Source organism: Ferrimonas kyonanensis DSM 18153, from assembly GCF_000425405.1.
Classification (GTDB): Bacteria; Pseudomonadota; Gammaproteobacteria; order Enterobacterales; family Shewanellaceae; genus Ferrimonas; species Ferrimonas kyonanensis.
The window spans coordinates 39,011-60,033 of the sequence record NZ_KE384367.1; the positions used below are offsets into that span (position 1 = coordinate 39,011).

Annotated in this window: 19 protein-coding genes; 15 read left to right on the forward strand and 4 right to left on the reverse strand. The window is 56.8% G+C overall.

Translation table 11 applies throughout. The annotated features are described in order from the left end of the window. Positions 1–123 precede the first annotated feature (123 nt). Positions 124–1,716, forward strand: a complete 1,593-nt coding sequence (locus tag H598_RS0120020) for an ABC-F family ATPase (protein ID WP_028114595.1) — start codon at positions 124–126, stop codon at positions 1,714–1,716. A 48-nt stretch (positions 1,717–1,764) separates the two neighbouring features. On the opposite strand, the gene H598_RS0120025 is transcribed toward H598_RS0120020, so the two are convergent. Beyond that, positions 1,765–2,664, reverse strand: coding sequence for a LysR family transcriptional regulator (locus H598_RS0120025; protein ID WP_028114596.1), 900 nt, complete (start codon positions 2,662–2,664; stop codon positions 1,765–1,767). An 82-nt stretch (positions 2,665–2,746) separates the two neighbouring features. Here H598_RS0120025 and H598_RS0120030 point away from each other — a divergent pair, with 82 nt between their 5' ends. Together H598_RS0120030 and H598_RS0120035 are read left to right on the forward strand one after the other, a co-directional pair. Next, positions 2,747–3,172 carry a PACE efflux transporter gene (locus H598_RS0120030; RefSeq protein ID WP_028114597.1) on the forward strand — a complete coding sequence of 142 codons (426 nt, stop codon included), beginning with the start codon at positions 2,747–2,749 and terminating at the stop codon, positions 3,170–3,172. 604 nt (positions 3,173–3,776) lie between these two features. Beyond that, positions 3,777–4,388 carry a chromophore lyase CpcT/CpeT gene (locus H598_RS0120035; protein WP_028114598.1) on the forward strand — a complete coding sequence of 204 codons (612 nt, stop codon included), beginning with the start codon at positions 3,777–3,779 and terminating at the stop codon, positions 4,386–4,388. A 27-nt stretch (positions 4,389–4,415) separates the two neighbouring features. Here H598_RS0120035 and H598_RS0120040 read toward each other — a convergent pair whose 3' ends face one another. Further along, positions 4,416–5,021: a response regulator transcription factor gene (locus H598_RS0120040; protein ID WP_371878141.1), complete on the reverse strand. Its 606-nt coding sequence runs from the start codon at positions 5,019–5,021 to the stop codon at positions 4,416–4,418. 158 nt (positions 5,022–5,179) lie between these two features. On the opposite strand from H598_RS0120040, the gene H598_RS0120045 reads away from it, so the two are divergent. Beyond that, positions 5,180–6,988, forward strand: a complete 1,809-nt coding sequence (locus tag H598_RS0120045; RefSeq protein WP_028114600.1) for a sensor histidine kinase — start codon at positions 5,180–5,182, stop codon at positions 6,986–6,988. Here the strand turns inward: H598_RS0120045 and H598_RS26810 are convergent. Then, a complete protein-coding gene (locus H598_RS26810) occupies positions 6,978–7,187 on the reverse strand; it encodes a hypothetical protein (RefSeq protein WP_028114601.1) in 210 nt (69 codons plus the stop codon). The two genes, H598_RS0120045 and H598_RS26810, sit on opposite strands and share 11 nt — an antisense overlap. Before the next feature lie 229 nt (positions 7,188–7,416). Here H598_RS26810 and H598_RS0120055 point away from each other — a divergent pair, with 229 nt between their 5' ends. The 9 genes from H598_RS0120055 to H598_RS0120095 all read left to right on the forward strand — a co-directional run bounded on the left by H598_RS0120055 (position 7,417) and on the right by H598_RS0120095 (position 18,194). After that, positions 7,417–7,710 carry a DUF3144 domain-containing protein gene (locus tag H598_RS0120055; protein WP_028114602.1) on the forward strand — a complete coding sequence of 98 codons (294 nt, stop codon included), beginning with the start codon at positions 7,417–7,419 and terminating at the stop codon, positions 7,708–7,710. Between the two features lie 473 nt (positions 7,711–8,183). After that, a complete protein-coding gene (locus H598_RS26655) occupies positions 8,184–8,735 on the forward strand; it encodes a helix-turn-helix transcriptional regulator (protein WP_156897122.1) in 552 nt (183 codons plus the stop codon). A 179-nt stretch (positions 8,736–8,914) separates the two neighbouring features. Continuing rightward, entirely contained in the window at positions 8,915–11,320 is a 2,406-nt protein-coding gene (locus tag H598_RS0120065) for a hypothetical protein (protein WP_028114603.1), read from the forward strand. A gap of 94 nt (positions 11,321–11,414) precedes the next feature. Beyond that, on the forward strand, positions 11,415–12,101 hold the full coding sequence (locus H598_RS0120070) for a TetR/AcrR family transcriptional regulator (protein ID WP_028114604.1): 687 nt from the start codon (positions 11,415–11,417) through the stop codon (positions 12,099–12,101). Positions 12,102–12,458: 357 nt separating this feature from the next. After that, on the forward strand, positions 12,459–14,738 hold the full coding sequence (gene phsA / locus H598_RS0120075; protein ID WP_028114605.1) for a thiosulfate reductase PhsA: 2,280 nt from the start codon (positions 12,459–12,461) through the stop codon (positions 14,736–14,738). A 12-nt stretch (positions 14,739–14,750) separates the two neighbouring features. Further along, entirely contained in the window at positions 14,751–15,323 is a 573-nt protein-coding gene (locus H598_RS25100) for a 4Fe-4S dicluster domain-containing protein (protein WP_035416328.1), read from the forward strand. Beyond that, positions 15,320–16,267 (forward strand): NrfD/PsrC family molybdoenzyme membrane anchor subunit, encoded by a 948-nt coding sequence (nrfD, locus tag H598_RS0120085; protein WP_028114606.1) that lies wholly within the window; start codon positions 15,320–15,322, stop codon positions 16,265–16,267. The genes H598_RS25100 and nrfD overlap by 4 nt, the downstream gene beginning before the upstream one ends. Before the next feature lie 138 nt (positions 16,268–16,405). Next, a complete protein-coding gene (locus H598_RS0120090; protein ID WP_028114607.1) occupies positions 16,406–16,714 on the forward strand; it encodes a YqfO family protein in 309 nt (102 codons plus the stop codon). A gap of 100 nt (positions 16,715–16,814) precedes the next feature. Next, on the forward strand, positions 16,815–18,194 hold the full coding sequence (locus H598_RS0120095) for an FAD-binding oxidoreductase (protein WP_028114608.1): 1,380 nt from the start codon (positions 16,815–16,817) through the stop codon (positions 18,192–18,194). A 6-nt stretch (positions 18,195–18,200) separates the two neighbouring features. Here H598_RS0120095 and H598_RS0120100 read toward each other — a convergent pair whose 3' ends face one another. Then, complete coding sequence (locus H598_RS0120100) at positions 18,201–18,701, reverse strand: CBS domain-containing protein (RefSeq protein ID WP_028114609.1); 501 nt, start codon at positions 18,699–18,701, stop codon at positions 18,201–18,203. 233 nt (positions 18,702–18,934) lie between these two features. Here H598_RS0120100 and H598_RS0120105 point away from each other — a divergent pair, with 233 nt between their 5' ends. After that, entirely contained in the window at positions 18,935–19,840 is a 906-nt protein-coding gene (locus H598_RS0120105) for a LysR substrate-binding domain-containing protein (protein WP_028114610.1), read from the forward strand. Between the two features lie 312 nt (positions 19,841–20,152). Beyond that, the gene (gene nadE, locus H598_RS0120110; RefSeq protein ID WP_028114611.1) at positions 20,153–20,983 is read left to right on the forward strand and encodes an ammonia-dependent NAD(+) synthetase; all 831 of its coding nucleotides are present in this window, start codon (positions 20,153–20,155) and stop codon (positions 20,981–20,983) included. Positions 20,984–21,023 lie beyond the last annotated feature (40 nt).

The window sequence follows — 21,023 nt, forward strand, 5'->3', positions numbered from 1 at the left end:
CGCTCTGTCTGCCAACAGCGTTTTTTCCACTCTCACGGGTTGATGGCGCCCAAAACTTGCACAAACCCTGCTGGACAGGTACTCTGCGGCGTTTTTTCCATTTTCTAGTCCGGGACCACCACCTTGATCATCAGCTCAAACATTACCATGCAGTTCGGCGCCAAGCCGTTGTTCGAAAACATCAACGCCAAGTTTGGCGGCGGCAACCGCTACGGCCTGATCGGCGCCAACGGCTGTGGCAAGTCGACCTTTATGAAGATCCTCTCCGGTGAGCTGGAGCCTTCTGCCGGTAATGTGAGCCTGGAAGCCAACACCCGCATGGCCAAGCTGGGCCAGGATCAGTGGGCGTTCGAAGAGTACAGCGTCATCGACACCGTGATCATGGGCCACAAAGAGATGTGGGAAGTGAAAGCGGAGCGGGATCGCATCTACAGCCTGCCAGAGATGTCGGAAGAGGAAGGCATGAAGGTGGCGGATCTGGAAGTGCAATTTGCCGAGATGGACGGCTACTCCGCCGAAGCCCGCGCCGGCGAACTGCTGATGGGGCTGGGCATTCCCGAGGAGCAGCACTTTGGCCTGATGAGTGCCGTGGCCCCGGGCCTGAAAGTGCGAGTGCTGCTGGCACAGGTGCTGTTTGCTGATCCCGACATCATGCTGCTGGACGAACCCACCAACAACCTGGACATCCACACCATTCATTGGCTGGAAGAGGTGCTGAACGAGCGCAACTGCACCATGATCATCATCTCGCACGATCGTCACTTCCTAAACGGTGTCTGCACTCACATGGCCGACATCGACTACGGTGAGCTGCGCCTGTACCACGGCAACTACGACGAATACATGACCGCCGCCGAACAGGCCCGCGAGCGTCTGCTGGCGGACAACGCCAAGAAGAAAGCCCAGATTGCCGAACTGCAGAGCTTTGTCAGCCGCTTCTCTGCCAACGCCTCTAAGGCGCGCCAGGCCACCTCACGGGCCAAGCAGATCGATAAGATTCAGTTGGACGAAGTGAAAGCCTCCAGCCGCCAGTCGCCGTTTATCCGCTTTGAGCAAGAGAAGAAGCTGTTCCGGACCGCCCTGGAGGTGGAAGGCCTGTCTCAGGGCTACGACGAACTGCTGTTCAGTGGTCTGGATCTACGGGTGGAAGTGGGCGAGCGCATCGCCATCATCGGCCAGAACGGTGTCGGTAAATCCACCCTGCTCAACACCCTGGTGGGGCAGATGGCACCCAAAGCCGGTACCATTAAATGGTCTGAAAACCACAACATCGGCTACTACGCCCAGGATCACGCCGCCGACTTCGAACAAGATATGAATCTGTTCGACTGGATGGCACAGTGGTCCACCGAAGGCGCCGACGAACAGACCATCCGCTCCTTCCTGGGACGGATGCTGTTCTCCCAGAACGAAATCAAGAAATCCACCAAGGTGATCTCTGGCGGAGAGCAGGGCCGAATGCTGTTTGGCAAGCTGATGATGCAAAAGCCCAACATCCTGGTGATGGACGAGCCCACCAACCACATGGACATGGAGTCCATTGAGGCGTTGAACCTGTCACTGGAAAACTATCCGGGCACCCTGCTGTTCGTTTCCCACGACCGTCAGTTTGTGTCCTCGGTGGCCACCCGCATCATCGAGCTGAAGGCAGACGGCATCACCGACTTCCACGGCACCTACGATGAGTACCTGCGCAGTCAGGGCCTGGAAGGTTAACCTCAACCACCAAGTAGAAAAGCCTGCAGACGCAGGCTTTTTTTATGGTCACCGCTCCGAGGCTCCTCCGGCGACCAGCAATCCTTTTAACGACAGGCTCAACCACTGCAACGCCGGGCCGAAGCCCGCTTCGGGACGGGTCACCAGATCCACCGGCACCTGCCATTGTTGAGAATCAGACGGCATATTCAGCGCCACCAGTCGCTGCGAAAAAGCCGGATCTTGCACCAGGTGACTGGGCACATAACCCCAGCCAAAGCCGCGACAAGCTAACTCAGCGGTCATGTAGAAATTGTTGGATCCCCAGCAATCCTGACTCACCACAGGAAAATCCACCAACGGCTTGCCCTGAGTGCCCCGAACCTGCAGTTGACGATGACCACTTAGGCAACTCAAGGTCAGGTTCGACTCCCCCACCAGAGGGTGGTCCGGGGACACCACCGCCTGAAACGGTAGACTGCCGATGTAGCTGGCATCCAACTCTGCCGGATAGGGGATCTGGGAAAACATCAGCCCCAGGTGAGCCCGCCCCTGGTCCACCAAAGACACCACATCCGGGCTGGCCACCGTCAGAAACTCCAGCGAGGTCGAGCCAAATTGCCGGGTAAACTCTGCCAGGATGGACTCCAGTCCCGGCATCATCAGCACTTCGTCCAGGGCCAGCACCAGATGACTCTCCTCACCGGCACTCAGACTCAAGGCGCTGCTTTGCAGCCGCTGATGATGCAGCATCAGCATTTGGGTTTGCTCAAACAGCACTCGTCCTTCTTTAGTCAGCACCGGTGATCGCCCCTGGCGATCGAACAGGGTCAGGTTCAGATCGATCTCCAGGTTGGCAATGCCCTGACTGACCACCGATTGCGCTTTTCCCAGTTTGCGGGCCGCCGCTGAAAACGACCCCTGCTCTGCCGCCGCCACGAACATGCGCAGCTGTTCCAGGGTATACATATCTACAAAACCGATAGCTACTAACTTTCATCCATCTTAAAAGAAAATAAAATGGCCGCATAGTGATTTTTAGGAGCCGATTATGTCCACCAAAGAACGCATTTTTCATTCGCTGATGTTTGAGCTGATTGCTCTGGTTATCGTGATTAACCTTGGCAGCCTGGTTACCGGAGCCGGCCACAGCATGACCTGGGCCGCCATCGCCATGTCGCTGTTGGCCATGGCCTGGAACTATGTCTACAACCTGATGTTCGACCGCTGCTTCGGCAGCAATCGTGAGACCCGCACACCGATGATTCGTCTGGGTCATGGGCTGGGATTTGAAGTGGGCTTTATGGCGGTGTCTCTACCAATGCTGATGTGGATTCTGCAGATGGGGTTCTGGCAGGTACTGATGCTGGATATCGGCTTTGTGCTGTTCTTCCTGGTGTACGCCATCGCATTCAACTGGATCTATGACACACTGCGACTGCGAGTGCTGGGCCCCATCCAGGCTAAGACAGCATAATTTTGTTATTGAAGTGACTCGCCATTCACGCCCAGGGAGGGGAGTGAACCGACAACGGCGGCGGATTTACAGTAGACGCTTTCCATTTCAGCCCAGAATTCCACCAAACCCCACCCCAAACAGATCACACTTATGCACATATTTGTGACCGCCACAAGCCAGCCACTAACGCACCAACAACAAAGTTCACAGAGCCGCAAACTGGCGACTTTTCAGGCTTTTGTTTTGTTACTATCTCTACTTCGCCTTCCCTGTTTAGGCGAAAAGGAGCAATCGTTTCAGTCTCAGAGCCGTACCAAAGGCCCGATACTGGCACGAGGGTACCAGTCAACGGAATCCAGCAGTCAGTGAGCCGGACTCCGATTACTAAGACGCCATTGTACCGAATTATCGCTCGCCAACTTATCATCCAATTGGCCAGCCAACATTATCCAGGCGCTCCCCCGCACAACCCGGTTGTGCGGGGGATTTTTCTTTCTGCTCCGACGCCCTCTCCCGTGTGCGCTTTACCGCATAACGCGAAATTTTTGCCCTCGCTCAGCCCGCAAGCTTGCCACAATGTGTAACAATCCCATTTCAACTTTGATGCATGGAATTGGCCTTGATGAAGCTCCTGGTCAGCTTACTGTTGATGCTGCCACTGACCGCGAACGCCCAAACAGCGGGGGATTTGGCGACCCTAAGCCAATGGTTACAGGGCAACTTCAGCAGCGAACAGCAATCACAGCAACTGGAAAACTACTTCCACCTGCAACTGCATACCGTGTCTGTCTGGCCAAGCAGCGAGGCCCCCTGGCTGTACATGGAACAAGCGTCGGTCAAACGGCCGGAACGCCCCTATCGTCAAAGAGTGCTGCGGCTGCAGCAAACCGCCCCAGGCCAGTTCACCTACACGCCCTATACCCTAAACCAGCCGCAACGCTACATGCAGGCCTGGCGCTACCCCGCCCGTTTGGCGCCCCTGACCCCTGAGCAAATTACGCCTCGAAGCGGCTGTGAAGTCTACCTGCGCTGGCAGGCTGATAAGCAGCGTTACCATGGACAGACCCGAATTGGTACCTGCACCAGCAAAATGTACGGCGCCAGCTACACCACCATCGAGATCAGCGTCTACCGCGACAGGGTGGTGAAGTGGGCCCGGGGCTACGATGCCGACCACAACTTTATCTGGGGCGGCAACCAGGGGGGCTACCGATTTGATCGTTTAAACCCATAGCCCTCCATTCGTGGGCTGAGGTTAGCCTCAGTGATGCTCTCCCTCAAGCAGCGAGGAGAACTTCAGCAACCCTGCCATATTGCTGGCATTGAGCTTTTTCATCACGTTAGAACGATGCACCTCGATGGTGCGCACCGACACAAACAGGGTATCGGCCATCTGCTTGTTAGTATGGCCATTAATCACCAGCCGGAACACCTGCTGCTCACGCTCGGTCAACTCATTCAGCAGCGCCAGTTGCTGCAGGTCGTGATGCAGTTTCAGGCTGTGGCCCACACCCCGTTCGATGGCTTCATACAGCGCCTTGCCCTGCACCGGTTTCTGAAAGAAATCGAAAGCGCCGTTTTTCAACGCCTCCACCGCCATCGGCACATCACCGTGACCAGTCAGAAAAATCACCGCCAGTGGACTGTGGGCATCATTTAATTTCTGATGCAGCTCCTGCCCGCTCAGTTGAGGCATGCGGCTATCGAGAATGACGCAGCCAGGCTGAGACAAGTCCACCTGCCTCAGGAACTCGGCGCCCCGCTGAAAGCCGGTCAGTGTCACCCCGTAGCCCTCCATCAGGAAACTCAGCGAATCGAGAATGGCGGCATCATCATCCACCAGGTACACCGGCGTGTCGGCACTCAAGGTCATAGAAATTCCTAATACAGTTGTCTCTTATAGAGTGATATCTCAGTTCCCATCAATAAGCGAGATAAAAAGCAGTAACTTTGAATCGCTTCACATTGATTTAACCTCGACCTGCCTTATGGTTAAACCATTGTCCAGCCATTGCAAGGTCCCCTGTGAAACCGCTGCTGCCACTGTTGTTTGCCCTTACCCTCATCAGCCTGTGTCGTATAGAGTGTGCGCTGGCCCGCCAAAGTGGCGAGGCTGAGGAGCAGCACCTGCAGGTCGGAGTGCTGGCCAACTGGGGCTATCGCCAGGCCGAAGAGCGCTGGAAACCGATGATGGACTACCTGTCGGACCGGGTCGATGGGGCCCACTTCACCGTTCGCCCCGGCTCGTTCGAGGAACTCAACACCGCCCTTGGCGCCGGCGAGATTCAGTTCATCGTCACCAACCCGGGTCAGTACCTGTTTCTGTCCAATCAATTCCCGCTGTCGTGGCTGGCCACCATGCGTTCGCGCAAACACAACGGCACCACCTATGCGATTGGCTCCACCATCATTGTTCGCGCCGACAGTGACTACCGAACGTTGTACGATCTCAAGGGCAAGGTCATTGCCGCCAGCGGCCGCCACGCACTGGGCGGCTACCAGGCCACCGTCGGCCTGATGCACAAGCTGGGGATGAATCCGGACGATTTCTTCGACGAAGTGAAGTTTCTCGGCTTTCCTCTGGGGCCACTGATCTTTCAGGTCCGAGACAAAAACATTGATGCCGCCATCACTCCGTTCTGCACCCTGGAGGAGATGGTGGAAAAAGGGGTTATCCGCATGGAGGACTTTCGCGTTATCAACCCCAGCCGTCCTCCAGGCTACGACTGCCAGGTCAGCACCCAGCTGTACCCCAACTGGTCCTTCGCCGCCAGCGAGGAGGTCAGCAGTTCGGTGACCAAACAGATCACCGGCGCCCTGTACGCGCTCACACCGGACGATCCGGCCGCCATTCAAGCCGGCACCCTGGGCTGGACCGCCCCCATCAGCCAACTTAAAGTGATTCAGCTGTTTTCCGACCTGCATTATCAGGAGCAGGAAACCAGCAAGTGGGACCTGTTTCTGTCCTGGCTGGAGGCCAATCGTAAATGGGGCATTCTGGCAGGACTGCTGTTCCTGATTGCTACCTTCTACCACCTGTGGATCGAGTACAAGTTTCGCCAAAAGAGCGACACCCTGGTGGAAACCGAGCGCCAGTTAAAACGCAAAGCCGTGCAGCTTGAGCGGTTGCACAGTGCCGCGGTGGTGGGCGAGATTGGCGCCGGACTGGCCCATGAGATCAATCAGCCCATTGCTGCCATCACCAACTACAGCGAAGGGGGCATTGTTCGGCTGAAACGGCAAACTCAACCAGACACCGAGATGCTGGCACTGCTGGATAAGATCAATCAGCAGTCGGAGCGGGCAGGCGCCGTCGTACATCGCATTCGGGGGCTACTGAAGCGCAGGGAAACCGTACTGATGAACGTCAACCTGCTGAGTCTGGTGGATGAAAGCCTGTCGCTGTTGAAGCTGGAACTGGAGCGTCACCACATCGACGTTCGCACTCAGGTCAAAGGTGAACCCTACTTCGTACAGGCCGATAAAGTCGGCATGCAACAGGTACTGATCAACCTGATAAAAAACAGCATCGATGCCCTGTCTGAAATGGAAACCGATCATCACGGTCAGATTGAGGTCCGGCTGGAGTTCAGCGATGATGAGGCCTGGCTGCTGGTGATCGATAACGGCCCGGGCTTTGCTCAGGATCCCGACTCGATGATCGCCTCATTCAGTACCACCAAATCCGATGGCCTGGGGCTGGGGCTGGCCATCTGCTCGGATCTGGTAAAGGAACAACACGGCCAATTCCAGATTCGCAACAACGAGCAGGCTCAAGGGGGCTGTACCGCGAAGATCACTCTGCCCCGACGCCCGGCAGAGCCTAAACCGTAAAGGAGAGTTCCCCATCGATAAACATCTCAAGGCACAGTTGGCACAGCGGATTCGAGAGCAGATCGCTGCCCTGGAGTACGATCTGCACCGTTGCAGCCCGGACGATGCAAGTGGCTGTCGCCTGCGCATCGAGCGACTGCAGACCGCTTTGATGCGCCTCCCCTGCCAACACTTTGGCCTGTGTTTCAAATGCGAACAACCGATCCCAATCGCTGTTCTCCTGGGCTCGCCAGAGCGCAGTATCTGCCCGGCCTGCCTAAAGGCCGCCCCATCGTCTGATACGGAAAAACCACCGGCTTAAGCAGGAATAGACGAACGCCATCACATCCATTATTGTGAACGTCATTACGGTTTCCTGCGGGCAAACGCCCTAGTGTTAGAAACCTGATTGCGAACCCCGATCCGCACAACAACAGCGAGAACGAACAATGTCCGATTCCAACAACAGCTTCTACGACCGCGCCAACGCCCACATCCACCTGGCCAACGACCACAATAAAGACCCCAAGGTGGAAGCCGGCGAGGTCAGTGCCTCCTTTATGTGGGGCGTGGCCCGTTACAACGCCTGGTTTGGCGCTGCGGGCTTTAAAACCAAAGAGGAGATGGCGGTTCGTAAGGTCGAAATGATGGAATACTACATCGAAGAGTACCGCAAGATGCTGGAAGCCAACATGGACGACTACATCGAGAACTTCGACCGCTACATGAAGCCACAAAACTGATTGCGCACCAAGGCGGCTTTCTGCCGGAAAGCCGCTCTGCCCCCCGTCTCACCACAGTTCGCCTACCCGCACGCCACCGCACTGTTGCTATCACCGAGAGCGCCTAAGACCACGCCTGTCGATGGCAGGGTGCTGCGGATCACAACGGCTACTCGAGCCAAAAATCGAATATAAGACCCATATATTCAATAGCTTATAATTTTAGGCGGCCTTGCTTCTGCTCAATACTGACACTTTCTCAAAAACCATCGAATGACCAAGCGCCGCCCTCAGACAGATTGAGACCCCGATCCCGTGGCGGGCGCTGACAATCGAAAAAGTTTACCTCAAAATCACTCAGAACGTGCACCAGGCACCGAGCCGGCTTACCGCTCGATGTCGTAAGCGAAGGTGTTAGCTGCATTCACAAAGGCCAAGGCGCTTATCTGTATCATTTTCATCATCGAGGTTTAATAACGAAAACAGGTGAAAGTGTGGACTGGATTATTTTCAAAAACGAAAACACCTGTTCTCATTCTGATTTTGAATTGAATAAACAATCCATTACTCAATTCAACATGGATTTTTTAAAAAGCAGCCATTACTGGGTCTCTCACAAAGATCTAAGAAAATACGCCATTAGGCTAATGACACTTTTCGGAGCGCAGGGACAATCGCGACACCTAGAACAAACCGTGCGTTCTCTCGGGGTTAATTGTCTTTATTTAATTACTAACGGTGTTAGCGATGAATCCTGCGGTCTGATGCTGTGTATCAACCACTCAAGCCAGCGACGGGCATGGCAAGTTGTGAATAGCTTATGGGCTGAAGCGCATCCAGTTCCTGAAAATAAAAGAAAGATAAGCACAAAGACAAAAATGGTAATCCAACTGACGGCACTGGGTCTTAATACCAGCGAAATATCGGACGTTCTTTACCTGACAACCCGAGGGGTTGATTACCACCTGGATATTGCCAAAAAGTATTTTGGTGCCATTAACAAACCAAATTTAATTTGGTCTGCGGCACAAGAAGGCTGGCTCTAATACCAACAACACTCACCACACTGTTATCTGTCATACCAATAATAGCAACCTAATATAGGTACCATGTCATTATGAAACGTAAACAATCAGCCCTGGCTCTCGCCGGGATACTGTCTTTGACCCTTAATGGTTGCGACAGCGATTCCGACTCGCAAGCTGTCGCACCGGAACTTCCACCCGTGGCAATACCGCCCTCGAACGCCGCCGGTCCCGATAACCCGGCCTGGAAGCACGTCGATCAGGGCTATATCGATCTCAATGGCAAGAGCGAGTCTACCGGCATCGTCACCATCTCTCTGGGTCGAAGAATCAACAGCGTTCAGCAATGGATGTACGCCTGCGCCATCGACGCCAATGGCAACCCGGTGACCAAGGTGGCCGAAAACGGAGCCATCACCCAACTCTACCCCAAAGATCCCGATGGCACCTTTGCCATCAGGGCGGCAAAGCAGTTGGGCAAGTCGGTCAACGACCTGACCGAGCAGGATAAAGGGCGCTTCTTTGGCACCGATTGCGTCAGCAATAATACCCTCATCGACGTTGACGGCGTCCAGTATCCCAAGTTGCTGCAGATACGCGCCCGAGCCAGCGGCGCCGAGCCGGATTCCGATTTTGCCGATGTAAACAACGACGGCATTATCATCAATTATGATGCCGCGGCACAGGGCATCGCCACTCACGAACCCAGCATCAATTCAAAATACCCAACCACTTTTGAGGTTAATCTGGATGACGTAGAACTTTGGCTAAATAACGTTGGTGACGCACTGACCAAAGGCACTTCCAGGCCGGACCTGTTTCAACAAGGGCACTTCTCTGCCTTCGATGTGTTCCGCTACGTCGATTACCTTCGTTCCGATCTCGAGATCACCATTACCGCCGTACCTTATAACTTTGAGGGCAACGATTACCCCCTGTCTGAGCTCAACACCTATGAATTCACAGTGAACTGGGACGTCAATGGCGACGGCATCTTCGATGCGTCCGACAATCAATTCTCAACCTCTGAGATAGACGATGCCACTCCGGCATTGGAACAACGCTATGATCGCCAGTACCCGGCGTATTACAACAGCAATCGCTGGCATTTCAAATTCAATAACAGTCGAGGTTACGGCAAGGGTGATCGCACCACTCTCAACGGCCAGAATTACATTCAAATTGACCGTTTCCTGGCCCGGGAAGATCAGGAACTGCGATTCTTCCCTGAGCTTGCCGGCTACACCGAACGGCGCGAGTGGCTGATGAAACACGACATCAAACGCCACCTCGCCAATGGCGGAAAAATCAATGTACCGAATGATCAGGCCTACCCTATCGATGAACAAGGGCGTCCCTACACCTTTATGGAACTGCCCTATTTCCTCGATGGCGACGTATACGATCCCAACAACCTGCCAACCCCAATTCCCTATGCCGCTCACATGAAGGTGACGCCGCATAATTTGCGCAGCGACATGTATCAGCCCGGTGTCATCACCCTGATGGACATCTTTCTGTCGGCCAACGATCACATCGCCAACGACGACGGCACCGTTCTGGTTGACGACCCGGGCACTCCGACCTTTGCCTTCTCGTTCTGGCCGGTTCTCTCCTCCGGTGCCATCGTCAATCAATTTGGCCTGGATAAAGCCCCGCTGTTTGGCCAATCCGCCGGCGGCATTCCCGGTGGCGGCATCATGATCGGCTTTGGCAGCTTTTTCTCCTCCGGCGAGTTCGGTGCCAACGTACAGGATTGTCGCAAATTCAATATCGATGGCGAGCAGCGCCTGGCTGGCAATGGTACTCCCATTCCCGGGGTTGATCAGTCCATCCCCTATCAGGCCGACCGCCTGTGCCTGCTCAACTTTAAAAACAACGGCAGCGGCGGCTACTTTGTCCCTGATATGCTCAGCGCCTACCAGATGCCCTATGGCATGGAACGCTTCTCCATCATGCCCTATCCGATCGGCCGCGATCCTGATGTCAAAGACTTCCTGTTCTACCTCAACGAGTCCTACGATTTTAACTTCAACCGCTATGAGTCACGAATTGCCAATAACATTCCAGGCTCTGAAGGCAGCATTGCCGCCGATACCGCCACGGTTCGTCGTCTGGAGATTCCACCTAAGAATCACTCGACCGGCAACGCCCCGCTGCTGAATCAAACCCACTTTGGCTGGAAGATCGCCGACTGCACTCAGTGTCACAACGACCAGAAAGATCCTAAAGGTCATGGCGGCTCCTCCTGGCCGGTCAACTCTGCCGAGGGCTTTGACAACGTCCAGCCCTACTACTGTGCCTCCTGTCACGGCAACAACGGCGCCCCACAAGGGCATGGTGCTATTGCCACCTGCTATTGGTGCCATGCACCGGACTCCGGCTTGAAAAACCACGGTGCCGCCAGCAGCAACCGCTTGCTGCACGAGCAAGACTGGATTGCCAACATCATTGATGGTGGCACCCGCAACCCCAATGACTGGGGCAACTTCTCCCCTTACGGCGCCCGTCACGTGTCCACCAACAGCTACTACGACACCGACAAAACCTGGCCAGATCCCTGGGCCTGCGGCACTTGCCACCAAGACCAGAGTCACACAGACTAACATTGACTGACTCGCTGCCGGTGTTCCCCTGCCTAAAGGCCGACACCGGCAGTGAGCGTCCCCGCTCACCCGATTGACCAGAGGAAAACCAGGCATGAGCAAAGTAGATAAAAAAGACCTGATTGCCCGTACCGCACTGACCGCGATTCGGGAAGAGGGCGTATTTCGTTTCTCTCTCGGTGGCGTCGCACAACGTGCCGGGGTGTCGGTCGGCACCATCTACAACAACTTCGGCTCAAAAGAGGAGCTGCTGGCCTACTTGCATAACCAGGCCATTAACTCCGTGTTTGAACTGGTTCTGAAACTGGAGCATGAACCTCTGAATCTTCGTGAGGTGATCATCTGCACCACCTGTTTTCAGTTTTACATTCGTTCCCTGCACAAGGACAACTCCGGCATCGACCTCGTCAGCACCAATAGACAGCTGTTTGGTGCCCCGGATTCAGAGTCCGCTCAAGCCATGAAAGCCTCCATGACCCGCATCATTGGCTACCGTCGGCAGCAGTTTTTGCAGGGGATCGCAGCCGGGAAGATCCTTTCCAGCCAAGAGCACGCCCTGAGTGTTTTTCGAAAAATGACCGTCATCTCCCGTGGCACCATGATCTTTTCCAACCACGTATTTGTCCCCTGGGGCGCCCTGCCGCTGACGGAAGCCTTTGAGTTGTGCGACCTGGTGTTGTCCACTCTGGATTGGAACGCCGACTGCCAGCAAGCCGACCACACCAAAATGAAAATCGCGCTGCGCTCTATTATCGACACCGGTGCCAGTTTTCCCTACTGATCCCCCACGCCATTGCCGGCGACGCACTCGCGAGTGACTCAAGCCGCAAATCCGCCGAAAACTGTTCCTGATACCACTAAATTGGCCACCATGTGGTTTCCCACAATAGACGCGTCAACGCCGATTAATTAGGCACTCGAAGCCGCTGTGGCCAAGCTCACACTCCCGTCACCCACGGCGGCGATATGTGGTTTACCACAATACCCCCCTGGCCGTTCCCGGCTTAAAACTGATGCTGACAACGAATTGTGGCACCGACCTGAGACACACAGTAGCCACAGCACAATGACCTATCCATCCGGCTCAGCCGGACACGACTGACGCCCGTTGGGCTCAGCATCGAAAAGGGGAATGAAGATGAAACTCGATCGGCGAACCTTTATCAAAGGTGCCGGTGCCAGCACCGCAGGCTGCGCCTTGGCCAGCATGCTGCCAGGTACTCTCGGCGCCTTTGAACAGCCCATGCTCAAAGGCTCCGACAAGGCCATTCACAGCATCTGTGAGATGTGCTCCACCCGCTGCCCGATTTCCGCCCGCATCGTCAACGGTAAGAACGTGTCGATTCTGGGCAACAGCAACGCCAAGTCCTTCGGTGGTGCCGTCTGCGCCCGTGGCGGCGCCGGACACAGCCTGCTGTACGATAAGCAGCGCCTGGTCAAACCCATTAAACGGGTGGGCGCCCGCGGCGAAGGCAAGTGGCAGGAGATCGAGTGGGATGAAGCCTATGCCATGATGGCGGACAAGCTGGGCCGCATCAAACAGCAGTATGGCCCAGAAGCCGTGGCCTTCTCCTCTAAGTCCGGCTCCAACCACAAGCACCTGTTCCACCTGGCCAAAGCCTTTGGCAGCCCCAATACCTTCACCCATGGCTCCACCTGTCCGTCCGGCTACAAGATTGCCGCCCTGGCCATGTTTGGCACCAAGATGAAGCGGGATCTGAGCAACTCCAAATACATCATCAACTTCGGCCATAACCTGTACGAAGGCATCAACATGTCCGAGACCCGCGGACTGATGAAGGCCCAGGCCGACCGCGGTGCCAAACTGGTGGTATTTGAACCGCGATTCTCCATCGTCGCCGATAAAGCCAGCGAATGGCACGCCATTAAACCCGGCACCGACGTCACCGTAGCCCTGGCCCTGTGTCATGTGCTGATTTACGACAACCTGTACGACAAAGCCTTCATCGAACGCTACGTCAATGGCTTCGACGCGTTCGCCAAAGAGATGAAGGCCTACACCCCGGAATGGGCCGAATCCATCAGTGACGTGCCGGCCGAGGACATTCGCCGCATCGCCCATGAATACGCCGCAGCGGCCCCCCATGCCGTGGTCGATTTCGGCCACCGTGCCAGCTTCACCACCGAAGAGTTTGAACTGCGCCGGGCGCTGTTCGCCGCCAACGTGCTGATCGGCAACATCGAACGCAAAGGTGGCCTGTACGCCGGTAAGAAAGCCAAGACCTATAACAAGTTCGCCGGTGGCGACGTCACACCTGGCCTGGCCAAGCCCAAGGTCAACGGCATGCCTAAGCCCACCGCGGCCCGCATCGACTCGGTGGACAAGCAGTTCGCCATGCTGTGGTCCAACGGCGGCATCTATCAAAGCATCCTCGATGCCACGCTGGAAAACCAGCCCTATAAGATTCATGGCTGGGTGATGAGCCGCACCAACCCGATGCAGACCATGACCGACCGCGCCCGAGTGGTCAAAGCCATCGAAGCGATGGAGTTTGTGGTCTGCTGTGATGTCTACGTCAGCGAAACCGCCGCCTACGCCGATCTGGTGTTGCCCGAGTCCACCTATCTGGAGCGGGACGAAGAGATCTTCGACAAGTCCGGCAAAAACCCGGCCTACTACGTGCGTCAGCCCGTGGTTGAAACCATTGGTGACACTCGTCCCTCCTGGTTGATTTGGAAACAGGCCGCCGATGCACTGGGCCTGGGCCAGTTCTTCCCCTGGGAGAACATGGACACCCTGCAGTTGCTGCAGGTGAAAAAGGACGTGCCGCTGCTGCAAAAAATCAAGCAGGAAGGCTACGTCAGCTTCGGCACCCCGCTGATGCTGCGTGAACCGTCAATGGTGGCTAAATTCGCCGCCGCCTACCCCAACGCCCACGCCGTGGACGCCGACGGCACCTACGCCAGCGCCATGAAGTTCAAGACCCCCAGCGGCAAGATTGAACTCTCCTCCGACAAGGTGGAAACCATGGCACCAGGACGAGGAGTGATCAAATACCGCGAGGTTACCCTCAAGAAAGCCGACGAGCTGTTCTTCATTCAGGGAAAAACCGCCATCCACACCAACGGCGCTACCCACAACGTGCCCTTCCTGTCCAACCTGATGTCCGACAACGCCGTGTGGCTGCATCCGCTGACTGCCGGTCTGCTGGGGATTCAGAGTGGCGATGCCATTCGACTGCACAACGACATCGGCAGTGAAGAGGGCACCGCGCTGGTGACCCCGGGCATTCGTCCGGACACCGTGTTTGCCTACATGGGCTTTGGCTCCAAGAACAAAGAGCTGGCCCGGGCCTACGGCAAAGGGGTGCATTGCGGCAACCTGCTGCCACACGTTACCGCTCCGGTTGTGGGAATGAACCTGCACACCACCGGCGTGAAAGTGGAAAAGATCTAATCGGAGTTGGTCATGAAAAAACGTTACGTAATGGTGCACGACGAAAACAAGTGCATCGGTTGTCAGGCTTGCAACGTGGCCTGCCGCAGCGAAAACAGCATTCCGGATTCAGTCACCCGGCTGCAGGTACGCATTGAGGGGCCTATGGGCAACTTCCCCAACCTGCATTACAACTACAGCCGCGTCTCCTGTCAGCAATGCGAAGACGCCCCGTGCGTCAAGGTATGCCCCACCGGAGCCGCCTACGTCGGCGACGATGGCATCATCACCATCAACAAGGACAAGTGCGTCGGCTGCCAGTACTGCATCGCCGCCTGCCCCTATAAGGTGCGCTTCATCAACCCCGAAACGCGAGTGCCGGACAAGTGCAACTTCTGTAAGGACACCCGGTTGGCCCGGGGCGAACAGCCGGCCTGTGTCAGTGTCTGTCCGACCCAGGCACTGGTGTTTGGCGATGCCGCCGATGCCAACAGTGAAGTCAGCCAGTTACTGGATACCCGTCCGAATTACCAAGAGAAGGCTCACCTGGGCACCAAGCCCCGGGTTTACCGCATTCCCGGCACTAAGGGAGGAATCAAAGCATGAACAACGTCTGGGGCTCTATGGAGCAATACGATCCAGTCGTCTGGAACTGGATCATCGCCGTCTATCTGTTTATGGCCGGCTTGTCCGCCGGCTCCATGCTGGTTGCCATCGGCCTGCGCTGGTACAAACAAAGCCGCGGCCTGCCGGTCGATGGCCTGCCGGTCATCAAGGCATCGGCCATCATCGGTCCCGCCGCCATCTGTGCTGGCATGGCCTTGTTAGTGCTGGACCTGACCAAGCCGTTTGAGTTCTACCTGATTCTGCTCAACTACAACCTCACCTCGGTGATGGCCTGGGGGGTGTTGGTGCTGCTGGTGTACATTCCACTGGTGTTCATCTACGCGGCGCTGGTGTTTGAAAAACCGTTGCTGTCGGTGATGCCGTCCCTGAAAGGACTGTTGGGCTTCTGCCGCTCCATGGAAAATGGGCTCAATAAGTTGATTTTCGCCCTGGCCATCGGCGTCGGCGTCTACACCGGCTTCCTGCTGTCGGCAATGATCAGCTACCCGATCCTCAACACCGCGGTGTTGCCGGCGCTGTTCCTGGCTTCGGCACTGTCGGTGGGCTCGGCGGGCAACATTCTGGTGGCCACCCTGTTCTTTAGCAAAAAACCGTCGGACTGCATCGAGCAGGTGCACCGCATCGAGTACCCGGTGGCGTTCAACGAAGCCCTGTGCCTGGTGCTGCTGTTTGTTGGCCTGAACTTCTCCGGCCCGGCGGCACAGGCGGCCACCGCCGCCATCAGTCACGGTGTCTGGGCTCAGGTGTTCTGGATTGGTGTCGTCGGTCTGGGACTGGCGGTGCCGGTAGTGGCCAACACCTTTGCCCCCAAATCCTGGAAACACACCAAGCCGTTTCTGATCACCGTTTCCTGCTGCACCATCATGGGCGTGCTGGCCCTGCGCCACTTCGTGGTGTACGCCGGCCAGACTTACATCAGCTAACCCAATCATCCTTGCAAACCCAAGGGAGGCCTCGGCCTCCCTTTTTTATTGCCAGTGGCAAAGACCCACTAAACCCGCATCGCCGCGATCGAAGAAGTGAGCTACAGTACACTCAGGTCACTGCAGGAGAGAGAGCCTATGAAAAAGCTGGAGTTTTACGTACCTAAGCCCCATCTCAACCAGGTGCTGGAGGCGCTGTTTCATGCCGGTGCCGGCCGCATCGGCGACTACGACAGCTGCTGCTGGTTTACCGAGGGCCAGGGACAATTTCGCCCCCTCGCCGGCAGCCAGCCCTTCCTCGGCCAACAGGATGCGGTGCACCGGGAGCCGGAATACAAGGTGGAACTGGTGTTTCAGGCGGCCCTGCAACCGGACATCATCGCCGCCCTGAAGCAAGCCCACCCCTATGAAACTCCGGCCTATCAGGTACTCAGCATCGAGGTCTGAACTTTCATAGCCCGCGGCTCAATCCTTATATCGAACTAGACTAAGGGCTCCCCCTACGACTCCTAGACTTGGGAAAGGCTCGCTTCCCGAGGAACACCCCATGCCAACCGCCAGTGACATCACTGACTTCGAAGCCGGATTACGTGGCCGCCTGCTGCACCCTGGTCACCCGGAGTACCACGATGCCAGGACTCTGTATAACGCCATGATCGACAAGCATCCGGCGGTCATCGTTCAATGTCGCAACGCCGCCGACGTCATCTCCTCGGTGCAGTTTGCCCGCAATCACGATCTGCTTATCGCCATTCGCGGTGGCGGGCATAATGGCCCCGGGCTGGGCAGTTGCGACGGTGGATTGGTCATCGACCTGCGGCTGATGCAGTCGGTACAGGTGCACCCCGATGAAGCCACCGTCACCGTAGAGCCCGGTTGCAGTCAGGGCGACATGGACCATGCCAGCCACGCCTTTGGCCTGGCCGTTCCAGCAGGGATCGTGTCCACCACCGGCGTGGCAGGGCTCACCTTAGGGGGCGGTCACGGCTATCTGAGTCGCCAGTATGGGCTCACCGTCGATCACCTGCTGGAAGCCGATGTGGTGTTGGCCGACGGCAGTATGATTACCACCAGTGCCGATCGACATCCGGATCTGTTCTGGGCCCTGCGCGGGGGAGGAGGCAATTTCGGAGTGGTGGTTCGATTCAAGTTTCAGGCCAGGCCGGTGCAGATGATCTACGGCGGTCCGGTGTTCTGGGCCGTAGAGCACGCCCGAACCATTATGCAGTGGTATCGCGACTTCCTGCCATCGGCACCACCGACGCTGTGTACTTTTCTGGGACTGAAAACGGTACCGCCGTCCCCGCCATTTCCAGAGGCAATCTGGAACCGAAAGATCTGCGCCCTGATCTCCTGTTTCAACGGCCCGGAAGCCGCGGCCAAAGCCGCTTTGGCCCCCATGCTCAACGATCTGCCCGAACCACTGTTCCAGCACATGGGCAGCATGCCATTCCCGGCAATCCAAGCCCTGTTTGACCCCCTGCTGCCGCCGGGATTGCAGTGGTATTGGAAGGGCGACTTTTTCAATCAGCTCAGTGACGACGCCATCGACATCCACCTGCACCATGCCGCCAAAGCCCCGTCGGCGCTGTCTCTGATGCACCTGTACCCCATCGACGGTGCCGTCCACGACGTCGCCCCCGAGGACACCGCCTGGGCCAACCGCAGTGCCACCTGGTCAATGGTGATCGCCGGCATCGATGCCGATCCGGCCAAAGCCGCCGAGCTCAAACAGTGGGCCCGGGACTACTGGCAAGCCCTGCACCCTCACTCCAGTGGCGGCGCCTACATCAACTTTATGATGGAGGAGGGACAGGAGCGCATCGAGGCCACCTACGGCCTCAATCACCCGCGACTGAGGCAGGTTAAGCGCCGCTACGACCCGGATAACGTTTTCCGGGTCAACCAGAACATTCGACCCGGTTGACCCGATTCAGGCACACCCGGCGTACAGCGGTCTCAGCGCCTGCATCAGATCCCGGCGGCTGACCATTCCCACCAGTTGGCCCTGGTCCACTACCGGGTAGTGGTGGGGCCGCCACTGGCGACTGCGCCGGGCCCGTTCACGCAGAGGCAAGGCGCACAGAGAGGTGGCGCTGCCGCCATCGGAGGTGGGGAACACCGAGCCCACATCCACACAGATGGTCTCCGCCAGCTGCATCAAGTTGTCCCCGGGCGCCAGGGCATCCACCTCGGCCTGCATCAACTCGGCCACCGTCAGCGGCTGGTCCGGCTGGTAGTCACAACACCAGAGGTCGATCAGCAGATCATGCTCCGACAAAAAACCAAGCAGGCGACCATCGTTGCCCACCACCGGGGCAGCGGAGATACCGGCCGCCAGCAGGGCGTCCAGGGCCTCGGTGACCGATTGCTGCGGGGATAACACCAAATTCGGGGTGTGCATTACCTGGGATACGGTCATCTGTGCGTGCATAGGCCACCTCATCAAGGTCGGGATGACGACGGATCTGCGTCCGCGTGCAAACGTCATCTCTGTGGGTACGTGGAAAAGGTTTTATTTTTTTCTACGGTTACAGTTTATTAGGTCTCATCGTGGCGAGATAATTGATATTTCTTCCAGTTTTGTTCAGAAAAATTTATAACTCGACTCAGCTGTGCTTCAATGCAGAATGAACCTCATTAACTCTCAAATCTGGAGCAGCAACGGTGCGCTTTTCCCTTAAGCAACTGGCCGTTTTTAACGCCGTCGCCGATCATGGCAGCGTCAGCAAAGCCGCCAACACCCTGTCACTGACACAATCAGCGACCAGTATGTCTCTGTCTCAATTGGAGAAGTCTTTGGGCCGGCCGCTGTTTGAGCGCCAGGGCAAACGCATGGTGCTGTCCCACTGGGGCTGCTGGCTGCGGCCAAAAGCGAAACAGCTACTGCATGACGCCCGCCAGATTGAGCTGGGCCTGTACGATCAACACCTGATCAGCGGTGAGATTCAACTGGCCGCCAGCCAAACCGCCGCCGAGCACCTGGTGCCAGAACTGATTAGCAAAATTGACAACGATTTTCCGGAAATACGCATCGATCTTGCGGTTAAAAACACCGAAAAGGTGATCAATGGCGTTTTGGATTACCAGTTCGACCTGGGCATCATCGAAGGCCGCTGCGACGACAGTCGTATCTGCCATGAGGTCTGGTGCGACGACCACCTGGTGATCGTCGCCGCCAAGCACCACCCCTTCGCCCGTCAGAAACAGATCAGTGCGGCGCAACTGGAACAGGCCAAGTGGATTCTGCGTGAACCCGGCGCCGGCACCCGGCGGATTTTCGACAGCGCCATCCACGGGCTGGTATCGGATCTGGACGTGTGGCGAGAGTATGAGCACGTGGCAGTGCTGAGAACCATGGTCACCAAGGGCTATTACCTGAGTTGCCTGCCCTACCTGGATGTCGCGACTCAGATTGAAAGCGGTGAACTGGTGGCATTGGAAGTTCCCGGCTTGAACATGGCCCGAACCCTGTCGTTCGTCTGGCGCGCAGACTCCTCCGATAACCCGGTGCGTGAATGCATTCGACATGAAGCCAGGCAATTAATCGCCAAGAAGCCGGTCACTCGATAATGCATCAGGGTTAATGATGACCCCCATCAACAACCCTGATGCACCACCCCGACCAAATGAGAGCTTAATCACAAACCCGGCAACACCCAGAATTACACGAATCACACCTTTCCCAGAAGTGCGACACCCACCCACCCTGACAGGTTGGGCATGCAGTCGCCAGCGTCAGCGAATGAGCGGTATTTCAACGCTGGATCACGGCATCAGCAGCGTCAACTTCGGCGTCCACAGCCACCGCCGCGCTTTTCCCTTATCACGTCCGATGTTAGATTAACGACTTTGACATCGGCAGCGTCCAACGGGAGTAACACAGTGAAAGGACAGATCCTCAGAGAGATGAAAGTACTGACCGCCATCGAGCCAGAGTTTGAGGTTCAGCGCCGGGTTGCCTTCATTCAAACCAAACTCAAAGAAGCCAGGTGCCACACCCTGGTTCTGGGGATCAGCGGTGGTGTCGACTCCAGCGTCACCGGCCGCCTGTGTCAACTGGCCGTCGATGGCCTCAATCAGGACCGGGAACAGGCGGACTATCAATTTGTCGCGGTTCGTCTACCCTACGGCATCCAGCAGGATGAAGAGGAGGCACAGATGGCCTGCCGCTTCATTCAGCCCTCTAAGCAGATCAGCGTCAATGTGAAGTCCGGGGTGGATGGCATTCACGCCGACACTCTGGCGGCCATGAGCGACGCCGGATTGCTGACCGACGACCAGAGCAAACTGGATTTCGTCAAGGGCAACGTCAAGGCCCGTATGCGGATGGTCGCCCAGTATGAAATTGCCGGTCTGCTGGGCGGCTTGGTCGCTGGCACAGACCACAGCGCCGAAAATGTCACTGGCTTCTACACCAAGCACGGCGATGGTGCCTGCGATCTGGCGCCGCTGTTTGGCCTGAACAAGCGCCAGGTACGGCAGCTGGCTGGCTACCTGGGAGCACCAGAGCGGCTGGTGGTCAAGGCGCCAACGGCGGATCTCGAAGAGGACCGTCCCCAACTGGAAGACGAAGTGGCCTTGGGACTGAGTTACGATCAGATTGATGACTTCCTGGAAGGCAAAGCCATCGACGCCAGCGCCGAGGCACGCATCATCAGCATCTACAAAGCGACTCAGCACAAACGCCAACCGATCCCCACCATCTACGACTGACTTTTGCCAGCGTAAAACTGAACACGCCCGCGAACGCGGG